Raw genomic sequence first — 15418 nt, 5'->3', positions numbered from 1 at the left:
AAAAAATCAGCCGTGGTTTAAACGGCTGATTTTTTATGTTATTTTTTACCTTTACTTTTATTATTCAAGTTAAGGATTTTGTAAGGAGATTCAGAGTTACTAATGACTAGTACTCTTTCTTTACCTGAATCAAGATTGTAACCTACATCCACTTTACTATGGGCAGGAACTTCAACACTTAATTCTTCAAACTCTACCGATGGTTCATACTTGATCCAACCTGAATCATTCATATCGAAATCACTAGTTAAATTATTAAATGATTCTACTCGATACTGGAATTCACCATCAATACCTGCAATTGAATTAGAAACTGGTAAGCCCATATAGTTATCATTATAAGAGCCACCAAGGGTAATGTAGTAAAGTGGTGTCATAGTCTCTGTCTCTAAATCATAAAGCACCGATACTTGCTCTCCTGTTGGGTCAACACCTGAATACGTACCTAAGTCAATATTAAATAAAATATGATCTTCTTCCCCATCCATATCATTATCAATATAGATATTATACTCAATCATATTTGGTGTTTCCCAAGAACTTTCACTTGTTACGACAAATTCCGTTACGCCACTTTCAGACCGTGCACCTACTGCTTTAACATCAAAGTGACTTCCAGTTTCTGTCGCGTCTTCATCGCCATACACGAAAAAGTCAGTGATCGCATCAATTTCACCTTTGTTTTTCAATTTAATGGACTTGTTATTAGAACTTGCTTGGACACGATTCATTTTTTCAACCACTGCTTGATATGGTACACGTAACGATTCTCCATTTTCTTCAGTTAATACAATATAACCATCAAATTCTTGTAATCCATCATTACCAACCTCATTCGCGTCAATTGAAAAATCAACTTTCAATTTAGCACTCTTACCAGGTTTAACCGTTAAGTTATTTGGAAGATCAACGTTTACTGCTCCAGACTGTGTTCCAAAACGGTCTTCCCAAGAAACAGTATAGGTCTTAGTCGCATCACCTTTGTTTGTAATGGTAACTTTCTCATTCTTTTGGATTGTAATTTCATCACTTACAGGCATATAGCCAAGTGAAATTGCTTGAGGGTAAGCTACACTCGTCGTATCAGCAGCGATATCTGCTTGAACACGTCCTGCTCCTTGGCGTGATAATGGATAAATCTCACCGTCTAAATCAGCAATGGTAGTAGACGTATTCATCATTAATGATTTAATTTCTTCTGCATTCCAGTCCGGGCGAAGCTGTTTTAATAGTGCCGCTACCCCTGCAACATGTGGCGCTGCCATAGACGTACCGCTCTTTTGAGTTGCGCCATCTCCTGCACCTACATCTGCAGAGCTAATGCTGTATCCCGGTGCCGAGATTTCAGGTTTAAATCCGATATCACCGCGACCAGGACCTTTAGAGCTAAAGTCAGCAATTGTATCCGCTAACTCAGGCTTAGCTACTTGAATATCATCTGAAAGTGAAATATTTACTGTTTCTCCGTCGTTAAGAGCGTCTTTAATGTTGTTACCAGTTGATTGATGAATCATGACACCTGGAATATTAACATCATCTCCACCCATAACAATCGGATCACCGGCTGCATTATTAGCCACTATTCCAGCTACAGCACCTGCATCCAAAGCGCGTTGTAATTTTTCAGTAAATGAACATTCGCCACGGTCCATCATGGCAATTTTTCCTTCAGGGTCATCTAAAAACTCGTCTATTAAACAGCCTCGTCCTACATAGACTACATCATTTGTTATTTCTCCTGTTTCAGCCAATGGAGTGGTAATCGCACCTTCTACCGCTTCATACTGACCAGCAATATCTTCTGGAGAATTAATATCAAGCGCGCCCACAACAATTCCATCATCAACAGATGCCGCTACACTAATGGCTTTATCCGCAACAGCTGGTGAACCTGTAATATAAGGGACATCACCAGAGTTTCCAGCAGATGCTACGACAATGACTCCTGCTTCAACCGCTAAATTAGCCGCTTGTGCTGAAGGGTCTTCTGGATGACCATAAGGAGAACCAAGAGACATGTTTACGACATCTACATGATCCGAAACATCTCCATCGCCATTTGGATCCATCGCCATCTCTAATGCTTGAGCTGTGACACCCGTTGAACCGCCTTCTCCGAATACTTTATAAGCATATAATAAGGCATCAGGCGCTACACCATGTCCAACTTTACCCTCAACTTCTAAACCTGCAACTGTCGCAGCAACATGCGTGCCATGACCATTTTCATCTAATGGGTCAGCATCTGGTTTAGGAATACGTTTTTCAGGGTCATCTGAGCTTGCATCATATTCAGTTCCCACAAAATCCCAACCACCAACAACCTTAGCAGTAGGGAATGTTCCTTCTTCTACAACAGCTGGATTATTAGATTCATAGGCTTCAACTGTGCCTTCTCCTCCGAATGATGCGTGAGTATAATCAATACCAGTATCAATAATTGCAACTGTAATTCCTTCCCCCGTTACATTAGAACCGTCAACAGTTTTTTCCCATACATTAGGAGCGCCAATGAATGGTACACTTGTATCATTGTGCAATTCTACAGGTTTTACTGAATGAATCGCTGTCACTTCTGGTAAACTTGAAAGATCCTTTAATGCACGTCTCTCGACTTGAACGTAAAGTCCATTATAAACCTTTTCAAAACTATCAATGACTTTACCATTCTTTTTAGTAATTAATGCTTTTGCCTTCTCTTTACTACTTTTTAAATCTTTAGCATGATTCTTTTGAACTTGTTTGCCCAATTTATTACCTTGTTTTTTTGCCTCAGTAAACTTCTTTAAGACAGGCTCGCCCTCAAACTGGATGATTACTTCTACCTTTTCATCCATTTTTGCACCTTTAGGTAACAAGTCTGGTGACACTTTCCCATCCATTGTAGGTAAATCCACCTCTTGATAACCTTCTGGTGAAGCTTGTATTGGGGAAGACATCCCAACCAATATCAAAATAGATAGAGCAATTAAACCTATCTTTTTCGACCTTCTTTTAAAAGATCTCATTCAACCAACCTCCTCCATATAAGGGTTATTAATTTTCGCAACTTTTGTTGCAAGTTATATATTCAACGGAGGGAGTCGTATTACCTTCACTATCGACAAAGGTTATGATATAGGGACAAAAATAGTACAAATTCATCAAATATTTTTAGAAAAATCAGACATTTATATAGTTCTTAAAATACAAGACTTTTTTATGGATAGGTCTTATTGCACAAAAAAGCAGACAACCTTCTAGTTGCCTGCTTTTCTACATTAATCGATGTCTACTGGAACGACTTCACCATTTTCTACTACAGCCATACTTTGTATCACATCAAAGTTTCCTTCATCTAATATTCCTGGAATATCATATACTTTTTTGTCTTCTGGGAGAGCTTCAATACCTTGTTGCATGTGTTCACGAATCGCATGTGCATCATCAACTGTACCTGCCGCTTTCATAGCTTCCACTAAAATATACGCAGAAATATAATGGAATCCTGCTTCAGAGCCAGGTACTTTATCAAATTCTTCTTGGTACTTCTCTAAAAATTCAGCTGTACCAGGATAGTCAGAGTATTGTAATGGATTGACACCAACACTACCTTCAAATGTTTCGTACGTTCCTGTTACATCTTTCATTTCGTCCAGTTTGGCTTGATCCATAATGATAAATCCACCTTCAAAGCCAAGTTCACGTGCTTGTTGAGCCACTTTTGCAGTTGGTTGTGATGGCCCTCCAATAAATATGACATCTGGATCATTTTCTAAAGCGTTTGTAAGAATCGTGAAGAAGTCTGTATCTTTGTTAAAATCTATCGATGAATTAAATACAACTTCTCCACCTTGCTCTTGCCAATATGGCTCGAGACGTTCATTCCAATCTTTTCCGTATTGAGAGGATGTTGGTAGTAAAGCAATCTTATTACCGTGGTTCTCCATAGCATATTCTGTAAACGGAGCGATATATCCATCATATCTTGGAGGAATCGCTACTGTTAAACTATTACCTTGTTCCGTAATAGCTGGCTCACTGGAATAAGCCATTATCATAAATTCTTCTTGTTCATTTAATACTTGCTGAGCCATAATCCCACCACTGTGAGGAGTGTAGACGACGGAAACATCATTTTCTTCTACTAGACGTTGGGCGTTCGAAGCCGCTTCATTAGGTAAGTATTGATCATCAAGGGAAACTAAATCAATTGTATAGTTCTGTCCGTCGACATCAAAACCACCGGCTTCATTTATTTCATCAACAGCTAACTCTAACCCTGTAAATGTAGCCTCGCCATAGTACGCAGCTGGTCCACTCAAAGGTCCGCTATAACCAATACTTACTTCTTGAGTTTCACCACTACTTCCCTCTTCTCCCTCAGTGTTACAAGCTGCCAATAATGATAAAAACATGACAACTAATAACAACCATGCAACTTTCTTAATGTGCTTCATACTTTCTCCCCATTTCTTTTGTAAAATTTAAATTTAAATGACTTGTCATCACCCTTTACTTGTTCATCAAGCACCAATATAGGCTTTTCTAACTTCTTCATTTGTTAATAGTTCTTCTGCTGTCCCTTGAACGGCAATTTGACCGTTTTCGAATACATAACCACGGTCAGCTATTTTAAGAGCAGCATTAGCGTTTTGTTCCGCAAGCAGGATCGAGGTGCCTCCATCGTTGATTTGCTTGATCTTAGCAAACATTTGTTCAACTATTAAAGGAGCTAATCCTATGGATGGTTCATCTAACAACATATATTGAGGATCCCCCATTAACGCGCGACCAATAGCAACCATCTGTTGTTGTCCACCACTTAGAGAACCAGCTGATTCGTTATGCTTTTCTTTTAAAATTGGAAACATTTCATACACTTCTTCTAATCGTTCCTTAACATGAATCTTATTTTTTCGATGAACATACCCACCCATCATTAAGTTTTCTTGAACAGTCATACCTGGGAATAAATTTCTTCCTTCGGCGCATTGAATAATGCCTAAGTTCACAATTTGATCAGGTGGGAAACCCACGATATTTTGTTCATCATATAGAATTTCACCGCTCGAAGGCTTATTTAGTCCGCTTATGGAGTTAAACGTTGTTGATTTACCAGCTCCATTTGAACCTAATAAAACAACAATCTCACCTGGATGAACTTCAATATCGACATTCTTTACGGCAGTAAATGCTCCATAATTCACTGAAACATTATTTAACTTCAGCATGCCTCTCACCCCCTAAATAAGCCTTAATGACTTCCTCGTCATTCATGATGTCTTCTGGTGTGCCTTCTGCAATCTTCTTCCCAAAGTTAAGAACCATTATATTCTCAGCAATGCTCATAATCATTTGCATTTTGTGTTCAATTAAGCAGACCGTTATTCCATGATCGACCATTTTTTTCATGAGCTCCGCTAAGCCCTCTGTTTCATCAGGATTGACTCCGGCTGCTGGCTCATCTAAAAAGACTAACTCTGGTTCAGTTGCCAAGGCTAACGCAAAGGCGACTCTCTTCTTTTCTTCTTGAGTTAAATTCTCTACCACACTATGGGCATGATTGGTTAAATTTACGAAATCGAGTACCTCATATGCTTTATCAAGACACTTTTGTTCTTCTCTTTTCAGCCTTGGTGTTCTTAGAATCGCGTCCCATAGATTCGACTGTGTCCTTAACCTATTACCGACGATAATATTATCCAATACGGTTGCTCTCTCAAAAAGATTAGTCGTCTGAAATGTTCTCGCAATACCTAATCTAGCAATCTTATTAGAAGGGAGTCGTGTAATTTCTTCACCTTTAAAAAAGACTTGCCCACTTGTTGGTGGGTAATAGCCACTCACTAAGTTAAAAAAGGTAGACTTTCCCGCACCATTTGGACCGATGATGGCATTAATCTTTCCTTTTTCAACGCTGAAACTAACGTCATCTACTGCCGTTAATCCACCAAACTTCTTTGTTAAATTGACGGTTTCTAATAACACGCTAACCCTCCTTAACCTCTTGATTGTTTTCCATATCTTTCATGCTTTCTATTTGTTGCTTTTTTGCTTTTCTTTTTAAATTCCAATCAATAATAAATCCAGAAATCCCTCTTGGTGCAAAAATGATTAGTATAACTAGTATTGGCCCAAACACAAGCATTCGATAGTCTTGTAAAAACTGAAGTTCTTGGGAGATCCAAACAATTATAAAGGTACCAATGACTGGACCAGAGAGTGTACCAATTCCTCCAATGAGTAGGTAAACTAGAAAATCAAAGGTCATCGTAATATTAGAAATTTCAGGTCCAATAAATCGAGTAAATGAAGCGAACAATGCTCCGGCTAACCCAGCAAAGAAGGTTGATAAAATAAAAGCTATCAATTTATTCTTTGTCGTTGAGATTCCGATTGTTTTAGCTAAATCTTCACTATTACGAATCGCCATAAACGTCCTTCCTTGTAATGAATGGACAATTCGATAGATCACAACAATGGTGAGAACTAAAAAGAATAACACTAAATAGTAGTTTGAGATTTGACTATTAAACTCTAAAGGACCTATTGAACCCGGCGATGGAATTCCAATGAATCCACGTACGCCGCCAGTCATGCCCTCCCAGTTATATATAATTAGATATATAATGTAACCGACACATAACGTGTAGATGGCAAAGAAATGTTCTCTCGTCCTCAAAGCAATCATACCGATTAAAGCTCCGACTATACTGGTAAACACTAATGTTAGAATAAACGCTAACCAATAACTTAATCCTACTGTTACAGTTAAGATCGCTAATGTATACGCCCCTAAAGCGAAAAATCCGGCATGAGCTAATGATAAATAACCAGTATACCCAGCTAATAAATTTAACCCGTAAACCGCAATCGTCCAAATAAAGGTCAAGATTAAAATTCGAATCATGTATGCATTACTAGTGATTAATGGTAGAACGAGTACTAGTAACAGGAGGCCGCTCAACGCGAATCTTTTATTAAGTAATAATCGACTCATGATTGACCTCCTTTCGCAAACAATCCGTTAGGTCTAATCGTTAGAATTAAAACGAGTAGAATGAAAGCTATGATGTCCTTGTAGTCGCTTGAAATATAAGTTGCTCCTAAACTCTCTGTAAATCCTAAAATATAACCTCCAACTATAGCTCCTGGAATACTTCCCATTCCACCGATAATAATAATGACGAAAGCTTTTAGAATGACGAGGTGACCCATACCAGGAAATACAAGATTAATAGGAGAAGATAACGATGCTGCAATGGCAGCAAGGGCTCCTGAAATAAAGAATGTTAACATGGCTACCTTATTTGTATTAACTCCGACTAAGTTAGCACCAGCCCGGTTTTGAGACATCGCGATAACGGTCATACCCATATAAGTTTTCTTCAGAAATAGGTATAAAGTAAACATAACTAGGACAGCTGCTACAATAATGATTAATCGCTGTAACGTAAAAGTAATTCCAAACACACTTACCACTTGCCCATGGGGAGTGGCCATTTCTAAATAGTCCGCTCCCCAAACACGATGAGCAAATGCTTCTAAAAATAACAACATTCCAATGGCAGCTATTTTGTCATGAATAGGAGGTGCATGTCTTAAGTGATGAAATACTAACCGTTCCATTAACACACCAATTAAACCGACAACAACAATTGATACAAATATCGCCAACCAATAATAGAGTCCTAGAGTTTGCATCATCGTTAAGGTGATGTAACCACCCATCATGTACAATGCACCATGTGCAAAGTTTGGTATGTGCAAAATGCCATATACCAGCGTTAACCCTAAAGCAACCAGACTGTAAACGCTTCCAATTGTTAATCCATTAAACAACTGTTGGAAGAAAATATCCATCGTCGCACCTCCTACGAGCCGTTAATTTGAGATATATTGCTCTTTTAACTCTCGTTTTAAGATTTTTCCTACAGCCGTTTTCGGGAATTCATCGATAAAATCCACACTCGTTGGTACTTTGAAATTCGCGAGACGTTCTTTACAAAAATGAATGATCTCTTCTTCTGTTGCTGTTTGACCTTCTTTTAGCGATACTACAGCTTTTATCGTTTCACCACGGTATGGATCTGGAATACCAATCACAGCGGCTTCTAAAACTTTCGGATTTTGATATAAAACGGTTTCTATTTCAATTGGGTAAATATTAAATCCACTCGCTATAATCATTTCTTTTTTACGACCAACAATATAGAAGAAGCCGTCTTCATCCATTTTTGCTAAATCACCTGTATATAACCAACCATCGCGAATCGTTTTTTCCGTTTCTTCTGGCATATTCCAATAACCTTTCATAATCTGAGGTCCTTTAACGACTAACTCTCCCACTTCACCAACTGGCAATTCATCTGTTCCATTATCCAAGTCGACGACTTTTGAATCGGTATTTGGAATCGGGATTCCTATACTTCCAGCTTTTTGAACACCTTCAATTGGATTACGGTGTGTAACTGGAGATGCTTCTGATAACCCGTAGCCTTCTGCAATTGGAGCACCTGTCGTTTCTTCAAAGTTTGATAGGACATCTGCTGACAGTGGAGCTGAACCACTCGTACAAGTTTCTAAATAACTTAGATCAATATTGTGTTCTCTTGCATAATTCAAGATAGCAATAAACATCGTTGGAACACCTGGGAAGGAAGTAGGTTTTAACTCTTGCATCGTCTTAACTGCTTCTTCAACTTCAAATCGCGGTAATAAAATTAAATTACCACCCATATAGAATGTAAGGTTCATACCACTCGTCATCCCATAGACATGGAAGAGTGGTGAAATAACGAGAACTCGTTCCTCTCCTAATTTAATGTTAATTTCTGCTGTGGCAAAACTTTGCAGTGTATTGGCAACCAAGTTATAATGCGTTAGCATCGCTCCTTTAGAGCGTCCTGTTGTACCTCCTGTATACTGCAATACGGCAACATCTTCTTTTGGATCAATATTGACTGGTTTAAGTTCTAGTTGGTGTTGTAAGAGTTGTTCAAAGTCTGAAGGGGTTGTGAAAGAAACACTAAAACTGTGTGTAACTGAGGTGTCTGATAAGACATTTTGGACAATTGGCATCAGTGGTTCGTAGGCAATAATCGCTTTAGCTCTTGAATCTTTTAACACATGTAATAATTCTTGTCCTTTATACATTGGATTGACTTGTACGACGGTAGCACCGGCCAAAATCGCTCCAAAATAAGTAAAAACATAGTGTGGGCAATTAGGTAACATTAGTGCGATTCGGTCACCTTTTTCAATTCCTATGTCTTGAAAATAAGCAGCAATCTTCTGAGCATATCCGTAAACCGTTTGATAATTGAACGTCTTACCCATAAAAGTGATGGCTGTGTGTTCTGGATACGTTTTAACAGATTTTAAGAATAAATCTCCTAAACTAATATTCGGAATTTCAATTTCTTTAAGATTTCCTTCAGGTACAAAGTCATACCATGGTCTATAAGTCATTTTCTCATCTCCCTTATATATTTTCTCCCATCATCCATAGCATCCAAACGATATTCGTCATTTAACCGATTTTTATCGTACACCTCCCTAATTACGTTATAAGCCAGCCTCCATCGGCTAAAACATCTGATCCAGTCATATAAGAAGCTTCAGAAGATGATAAAAAAGCAATAAGATTCGCTATTTCTTCAGGTTTTCCGACTCTTTCAAGCGCAGTATGTCGTTGAATAGCCGATTGAAATCGTTCATTTTGAAGTCCATCTTCTGTTAATGGTGTTTCAATAAACCCCGGTGATACTGAATTAACGCGTACACCTGGGGCTAATTCGGCTGCTAAAGCTTTTGTAAAATTAATCACGGCTGATTTAGAAGCACTATAATGTGGGATTTTCGCCCCTGCCTTATGTCCTGATAATGAGGCTACATTTACAATAGATCGATCCTCTCCCTTACTATCAATCATTAGGTCACTCAATACTTTTGACACTAAAAACACACTTTTTAAATTTACATTATGGACTCGATCCCATTCTTCAACAGTTAAATCTCTAATAGATGACTTTCCGGAACTTCCAGCATTATTCACTAACACATCAAGCCTACCGAATTCATTTTCAACAAATTGTTTTAAATCTAGAACAGCATTTTCATCTGTTACATCTGTTGGGAATACAGTGGATTGACCATTACTTGATGCAATATCGTCATTAACTTGTTGTAACTTTTCTTTTGTCCTGCCAACTAAAACGACCTTGGCGCCTTCACTGGCTAGACGCTTTGAAACAGCAGCACCTATCCCACTCCCCGCACCAGTTACGACCGCCACCTTATCTCTAAAACGCATAAGTTTCCTCCTCTCATTACATTCAATTTTGTACTCCGTCAAAGTCTTCCAAATAAACTTGCTTATTCGATTCAACTACAATTTTTTTACCATCTATTAAATAAGGAACTAAATCTAAGTTGCTTTTTAATGCCACATAATCAATGACGTCTTCAAGTTGATTTCGACATAACATTTGACCTACTGCAGATTGCTTTAAAATTTTTTGTGGCTCATTTTTTGAACTGACATAAAACTTATAGGCCGCAAGTGCTGCATCACTTAAGTCAAATGATGCCTTTTCTAACAACAAATCAATGAGATAACCAGCACCGTAAAAATCTTCTATATTAAACTGTCCTCCCGAACCTGCACAGACCAGTACTATAGATTGATTTAAATGTTCATCTACAATACGCCCCGAAACAGCTTCCCCATTTAATAACGAGGCAATATATACTCGGTTTGCTTTTACAGACTTTTTAATGGCGACCGTTCCATTAGTCGTTGATAGAATAAGAGTTTTATTATTCACAACATCTCTTAGTGTTAATGGGTTTGGCGATTGAAATCCTTCTAGCGTTGCTCCAGCATACTCTCCAGACAATATATACTCGTCATGATCTAAACCGTAAGCTTCTCGTTTAGCCTCTACATGGTCCTTAACTGGGATTACTTCTTTTGCCCCATCTTTTAAAGCACTAATAATGGTCGTTGTTGCAAGTAAAACATCAAATACAACCATAATTTGTTGGTCATTAATTTTCGTTTCATCGATTTCTTCTTTTTTTAACAAAAGATGAATTTTTGACATAGAACACCTCGGCTAAACTTTTCTTTCCAATGAATACAGAGCATACTCGATTAAGTTCTCGACAAATAAATTTAATTTCGAAAACCTTTGATCTTGTGTTTGCCCTTTTTTCCAGCGGTAATAGATTTGCTGACAAATCACAGCTAGTTTAAAATAAGCAAACGTCTGATAGAAATTCATATCTGTTACATCACGACCACTCTTCTTAGCATAAGCTTCGATAAATTCCTCCCGCGTCATAAAACCAGGTCGTGTTGTAATTGGTTCATTGCCTAATCCTTTTTTTAACAGTTCTGAATCAGATGATTCTTGCCAGTAGCTCATGGCCACTCCTAAATCAGCTAATGGGTCGCCAACAGTAGTCATTTCCCAATCAAATAACCCAATGAGTTTTGTTAGATCATCTTCATCAAACATGATATTGTTCAACTTATAATCATAATGGATGATGGTTGATTCTTGTGTTTTTGGGATATGATTTGCCATCCAGCGCGTTAATTCATCTACACCTGCGATGTGATCCGTTTTTGATTGCTCGTAACGATTGATCCAACCGTGTACTTGCCGCTCCAAAAAACCTTCTGGCTTCGTCATTTCGTTAAGGTTTGTTTGGGTATAATCAATTTCGTGAAGTTTAACAAGGTGATCGACCATAGTTTGTGATATACTTCGACAAGTTTGCTCTGACAACTCGATGTCTTCTGGCATGTTGGAATCGAGTACGATCCCCTTTTTCCTTTCCATAACAAAAAATGGCTTTCCACCTTCTTCATTCGGATAAAAGAAGTAAGGTTTTGGAGCTACAGGGAAATGGGGGTTAATTTCCTTAAGTATGTTATATTCACGTTCCATATCATGTGCTTTAGGTGCTACTGGACCATGAGGTGGTCGCCTCAAAACAGCTTCCCAATCACCAATTCTAAGTTGGTAAGTAAGGTTCGAACTCCCGAGAAAAAACTGTTCTACTTCTAATGGAGCATCACTCAGCCCGCTAATATGCTGGCGAATTAAGTCTTCTATAATATTGAGATCGAGTTCTTCCCCTTCTCTTACTGGAATGGTATCTTTCGGACTCATTCAAAACCCTCCAAATAACGAATTAAACCGCTTCTATAATCGTTGCAATGCCTTGCCCGCCACCAATACAAGCTGTCACTAACGCGTGAGTTTTTCCAGTTCGGTGCATTTCATAGACGGCTTTCGTTACGAGTATGGCTCCAGTTGCTCCTAAAGGATGACCATGGGCAATGGCACCACCATTAACATTGACTTTATCCAAGTCCATATTTAGTTCACGATTACATGCCAATACTTGAGCAGCAAATGCTTCATTTATTTCAATTAAATCTATATCATCTAATGTCATATTCGCTCGTTCTAATACTTTTTTCGTTGCAGGAACTGGACCAATTCCCATAATATTTGGATCAACTCCAGCGACGGTATGCTCTCTAACAACCGCCAATGGTTTTAACCCTAATTCTTCAGCTTTCTCTCTAGACATCATAACTAAAGCAGATGCCGCATCATTTAACCCGGAACTATTACCTGCCGTTACGGACCCCGCCATCAGAAAAGCTGGTTGTAATTTACTTAATGCTTCCATAGTCGTTTGTGGCCTTGGGTGTTCATCCGTTTTAAATACGACTGGATCTCCTTTTCGAACCGGAACTTCTATTGGTACTATTTGTTCATCAAAACGTCCTTCATCCATCGCTCGTGCCATTCTTTTCTGACTTTCTAAAGCAAATTCATCCTGTTCTTCACGGCTAATATTGTATTGTTTGACTAAATTTTCTGCCGTAATACCCATTGGTGGGTCGCCTATTTCAGTTGGAGAGAGTTGAGATTTTCTAAATTGAGGTGGAACAGGGCTATATACTTTAGATGGACGGTCCATTAAATAAGGCGCTCGACTCATACTTTCAATTCCACCGGCTATATAAACATCTCCAGCACCAGATTGAATTGCCTGGGTAGCTAGGTTAATCGCATTAATCCCAGAACCACATTGCCGATCCACTGTTAAACCTGGTAACTCTACTGTTAGACCTGTTTCAAGTGCTGCTAATCTAGCAATATTCCCACCACCACTTAAGACGTTTCCCATAATGACGTCATCTATTAACTCAACATCCAAATTAACTCTATTGATAGCTTCCTTAATCACTTCAGCGCCATACTTATGGGCAGGTACACTTGCTAGTGAACCTCCTGCTCGACCAATGGCTGTTCGAACCGCTGATACAATAACTGCTTCTTTCGTCATAATCATCCTCCTCATTTATCTATTTATTACATGGCATGCGTGCCGCCATCTACTTCGATTACATCACCTGTAATGAAATTAGATGCATCTGAAGCTAAGAATAAAGCCACTCCTTTTAAATCGCTGTCTGAACCGAATTTTCTTAATGGTGTTCCTTTTAAAAACTCATCCCCACCTTGCTCAATCAGAACTTTGGACATCTTAGTTGGAAAGAAACCAGGTGCAATCGCATTAACATAAATTCCATGTGGCCCCCATTTTACTGCTAAGTCTCTAGTAAACGAGATAACCGCCCCTTTACTAGAGTTATAACCAATGGTATCCATTAACTTAGGATCAGAGCCTTTCAACCCTGCAATTGAAGCAATATTAATGATTTTTCCCTGTTCTTGTTCGAGCATGACCTTCCCTACAGCTTGGGACATTAAAAATGTACCTGTCGCATTGACATTAAACACTTTGTTCCAAGCCTCGAGAGGCATGTCAACTACTGGTGCTCCCCATGTAGCTCCACTGTTATTAACTAAAATATCAATCTTACCGAATTCTTCTAGGGTTCGATCAACAACATTTTTAATATCATCTTGATTCGTCACATCACATTTCAAGCCTATCGAACGAACGCCAATCTTAGTTAGTTGCTCGCTTACTTCTTGACAAGCTTCTAGTTTTCTCGAGCAGACGACGACATCGGCTCCTGCCTCTGCAAAACCTACAGCAATTTGCTCGCCAAGTCCTCTACCGCCACCCGTTACAATGGCAACCTTCCCTGTCAAGTCAAATAGCTCTTTAACGTGCATGTGAAAAACTCCTTTTCTGATATTTTTTCAATTCTTGTCTAGCAATGGTTCGACGGTGAACTTCATCTGGACCATCAGCAATTCGTAAAGTTCGAATGGAGGCATAACTAGATGCTAATGGGAAATCTTCACTAACACCTGCCGCTCCTAAAACTTGAATGGCGCGGTCAATTACGTTTAGAGCCATATTGGGTGCTACGACTTTAATCATGGCGATTTCTGTTTTAGCTTCCTTGTTACCTACTGTGTCCATCATATAGGCCGCCTTTAAAGTTAAAAGTCTAGCTTGCTCTATTTCAATTCTTGAATCTGCAATCCATTCTTGAATAACTCCTTGGTCTTTTAATGGCTTACCGAATGTTTCTCGTTCATGAATACGCTTACAAATTATATCAAGTGCTCGCTCTGCTGCACCAATTGTTCTCATACAATGATGGATTCTACCGGGCCCTAATCGACCTTGAGCAATCGCAAAGCCCTTTCCTTCTTCCCATAAGATATTAGAAGCTGGAACACGAACATTGTTAAATTCGATCTCTGCATGACCATGCGGTGCGTGATCGTAACCGAAAACCGGGAGCATACGCTTAATATGTACTCCAGGTGCGTCTAACGGTACAATAATCATGGATTGTTGTTCATACTTGGGACCATTTGGATTGGATTTCCCCATAAAGATAGAAAATTTACACCTCGGATCACCAGCCCCTGATGACCACCATTTATGACCATTGATCACATATTCATCCCCATCACGGACAATACTGCCGCGAATGTTCGTTGCATCCGATGAAGCAACATCAGGTTCAGTCATTGAAAAACATGAACGAATTTCACCTCTTAATAAAGGCTTTAGCCAGTTTTCTTTTTGTTTTTCTGTACCATACCGTTCTAAGATTTCCATGTTTCCTGTATCTGGAGCATTACAATTGAATACTTCTGGCGCAATACTTGACCTTCCCATAATTTCGCATAATGGAGCATATTCTAAATTCGTTAAGCCTGCACCATATTCACTCTTAGGGAGGAAAAGATTCCATAATCCTTCTTGTTTAGCTTTTTCCTTCAACTCTTCCAAGATTGGTGGATTGAACCATCTGCATTCTTGCTCTGCCAGTTGTTCAGCAAAAACTCTTTCATTCGGATATATATGCTCATCCATAAACCTCTCCAGCTTGGCTTGCAACTCTTTAACCCGATCCGAGTAGTCAAAATTCATATTGAAGACCCCTTTTTATTAAATTATTAACCGACCGGTT

13 protein-coding genes are annotated in these 15418 nt (G+C 38.8%); all 13 read right to left on the bottom strand.

Annotation, left to right across the window (positions count from 1 at the left end; all coding sequences use genetic code 11):
* Positions 1-38: 38 nt before the first annotated feature.
* Positions 39-3008 carry a S8 family peptidase gene (locus BMY57_RS09645; protein WP_091773812.1) on the bottom strand — a complete coding sequence of 990 codons (2970 nt, stop codon included), beginning with the start codon at positions 3006-3008 and terminating at the stop codon, positions 39-41.
* 252 nt (positions 3009-3260) lie between these two features.
* Positions 3261-4439 (bottom strand): ABC transporter substrate-binding protein, encoded by a 1179-nt coding sequence (locus tag BMY57_RS09640; protein ID WP_091773811.1) that lies wholly within the window; start codon positions 4437-4439, stop codon positions 3261-3263.
* A gap of 66 nt (positions 4440-4505) precedes the next feature.
* The gene (locus BMY57_RS09635; RefSeq protein ID WP_091773810.1) at positions 4506-5213 is read right to left on the bottom strand and encodes an ABC transporter ATP-binding protein; all 708 of its coding nucleotides are present in this window, start codon (positions 5211-5213) and stop codon (positions 4506-4508) included.
* Positions 5197-5970: an ABC transporter ATP-binding protein gene (locus tag BMY57_RS09630; protein WP_091773809.1), complete on the bottom strand. Its 774-nt coding sequence runs from the start codon at positions 5968-5970 to the stop codon at positions 5197-5199. The genes BMY57_RS09635 and BMY57_RS09630 overlap by 17 nt, the downstream gene beginning before the upstream one ends.
* A 1-nt stretch (position 5971) precedes the next feature.
* Positions 5972-6982, bottom strand: coding sequence for a branched-chain amino acid ABC transporter permease (locus BMY57_RS09625; RefSeq protein ID WP_091773808.1), 1011 nt, complete (start codon positions 6980-6982; stop codon positions 5972-5974).
* On the bottom strand, positions 6979-7845 hold the full coding sequence (locus BMY57_RS09620) for a branched-chain amino acid ABC transporter permease (RefSeq protein ID WP_091773807.1): 867 nt from the start codon (positions 7843-7845) through the stop codon (positions 6979-6981). The genes BMY57_RS09625 and BMY57_RS09620 overlap by 4 nt, the downstream gene beginning before the upstream one ends.
* A 21-nt stretch (positions 7846-7866) precedes the next feature.
* A complete protein-coding gene (locus BMY57_RS09615; RefSeq protein ID WP_091773806.1) occupies positions 7867-9453 on the bottom strand; it encodes a long-chain-fatty-acid--CoA ligase in 1587 nt (528 codons plus the stop codon).
* 91 nt (positions 9454-9544) lie between these two features.
* Complete coding sequence (locus BMY57_RS09610) at positions 9545-10297, bottom strand: SDR family NAD(P)-dependent oxidoreductase (protein WP_091773805.1); 753 nt, start codon at positions 10295-10297, stop codon at positions 9545-9547.
* Between the two features lie 22 nt (positions 10298-10319).
* Complete coding sequence (locus BMY57_RS09605; RefSeq protein WP_091773804.1) at positions 10320-11090, bottom strand: 2-phosphosulfolactate phosphatase; 771 nt, start codon at positions 11088-11090, stop codon at positions 10320-10322.
* 12 nt (positions 11091-11102) lie between these two features.
* Entirely contained in the window at positions 11103-12167 is a 1065-nt protein-coding gene (locus BMY57_RS09600; RefSeq protein ID WP_091773803.1) for a phosphotransferase family protein, read from the bottom strand.
* Positions 12168-12189: 22 nt separating this feature from the next.
* Positions 12190-13359, bottom strand: coding sequence for a thiolase family protein (locus tag BMY57_RS09595; protein ID WP_091773802.1), 1170 nt, complete (start codon positions 13357-13359; stop codon positions 12190-12192).
* Positions 13360-13385: 26 nt separating this feature from the next.
* The gene (locus BMY57_RS09590; protein ID WP_091773801.1) at positions 13386-14159 is read right to left on the bottom strand and encodes an SDR family oxidoreductase; all 774 of its coding nucleotides are present in this window, start codon (positions 14157-14159) and stop codon (positions 13386-13388) included.
* Entirely contained in the window at positions 14149-15378 is a 1230-nt protein-coding gene (locus BMY57_RS09585) for an acyl-CoA dehydrogenase (protein WP_091773800.1), read from the bottom strand. Before BMY57_RS09585 ends, BMY57_RS09590 begins: the two co-directional genes overlap by 11 nt.
* Positions 15379-15418 lie beyond the last annotated feature (40 nt).

The sequence above is a fragment of the Piscibacillus halophilus genome, from assembly GCF_900110685.1.
Taxonomy (GTDB): Bacteria; Bacillota; Bacilli; order Bacillales; family Alkalibacillaceae; genus Piscibacillus; species Piscibacillus halophilus.
The sequence above is the reverse complement of the archived record's forward strand: the minus strand, read 5'-3'. Positions and strand labels throughout refer to the sequence as shown.

What these genes read in the sequence shown, in the direction of transcription:
- BMY57_RS09635 (WP_091773810.1), bottom strand. Translation starts at nt 5,213, where the DNA reads ATGCTGAAGTTAAATAATGTTTCAGTGAATTATGGAGCATTTACTGCC.
- BMY57_RS09595 (WP_091773802.1), bottom strand. Translation starts at nt 13,359, where the DNA reads ATGACGAAAGAAGCAGTTATTGTATCAGCGGTTCGAACAGCCATTGGT.
- BMY57_RS09590 (WP_091773801.1), bottom strand. Translation starts at nt 14,159, where the DNA reads ATGCACGTTAAAGAGCTATTTGACTTGACAGGGAAGGTTGCCATTGTA.
- BMY57_RS09625 (WP_091773808.1), bottom strand. Translation starts at nt 6,982, where the DNA reads ATGAGTCGATTATTACTTAATAAAAGATTCGCGTTGAGCGGCCTCCTG.
- BMY57_RS09640 (WP_091773811.1), bottom strand. Translation starts at nt 4,439, where the DNA reads ATGAAGCACATTAAGAAAGTTGCATGGTTGTTATTAGTTGTCATGTTT.
- BMY57_RS09605 (WP_091773804.1), bottom strand. Translation starts at nt 11,090, where the DNA reads ATGTCAAAAATTCATCTTTTGTTAAAAAAAGAAGAAATCGATGAAACG.
- BMY57_RS09585 (WP_091773800.1), bottom strand. Translation starts at nt 15,378, where the DNA reads ATGAATTTTGACTACTCGGATCGGGTTAAAGAGTTGCAAGCCAAGCTG.
- BMY57_RS09615 (WP_091773806.1), bottom strand. Translation starts at nt 9,453, where the DNA reads ATGACTTATAGACCATGGTATGACTTTGTACCTGAAGGAAATCTTAAA.
- BMY57_RS09610 (WP_091773805.1), bottom strand. Translation starts at nt 10,297, where the DNA reads ATGCGTTTTAGAGATAAGGTGGCGGTCGTAACTGGTGCGGGGAGTGGG.
- BMY57_RS09645 (WP_091773812.1), bottom strand. Translation starts at nt 3,008, where the DNA reads ATGAGATCTTTTAAAAGAAGGTCGAAAAAGATAGGTTTAATTGCTCTA.
- BMY57_RS09620 (WP_091773807.1), bottom strand. Translation starts at nt 7,845, where the DNA reads ATGGATATTTTCTTCCAACAGTTGTTTAATGGATTAACAATTGGAAGC.
- BMY57_RS09600 (WP_091773803.1), bottom strand. Translation starts at nt 12,167, where the DNA reads ATGAGTCCGAAAGATACCATTCCAGTAAGAGAAGGGGAAGAACTCGAT.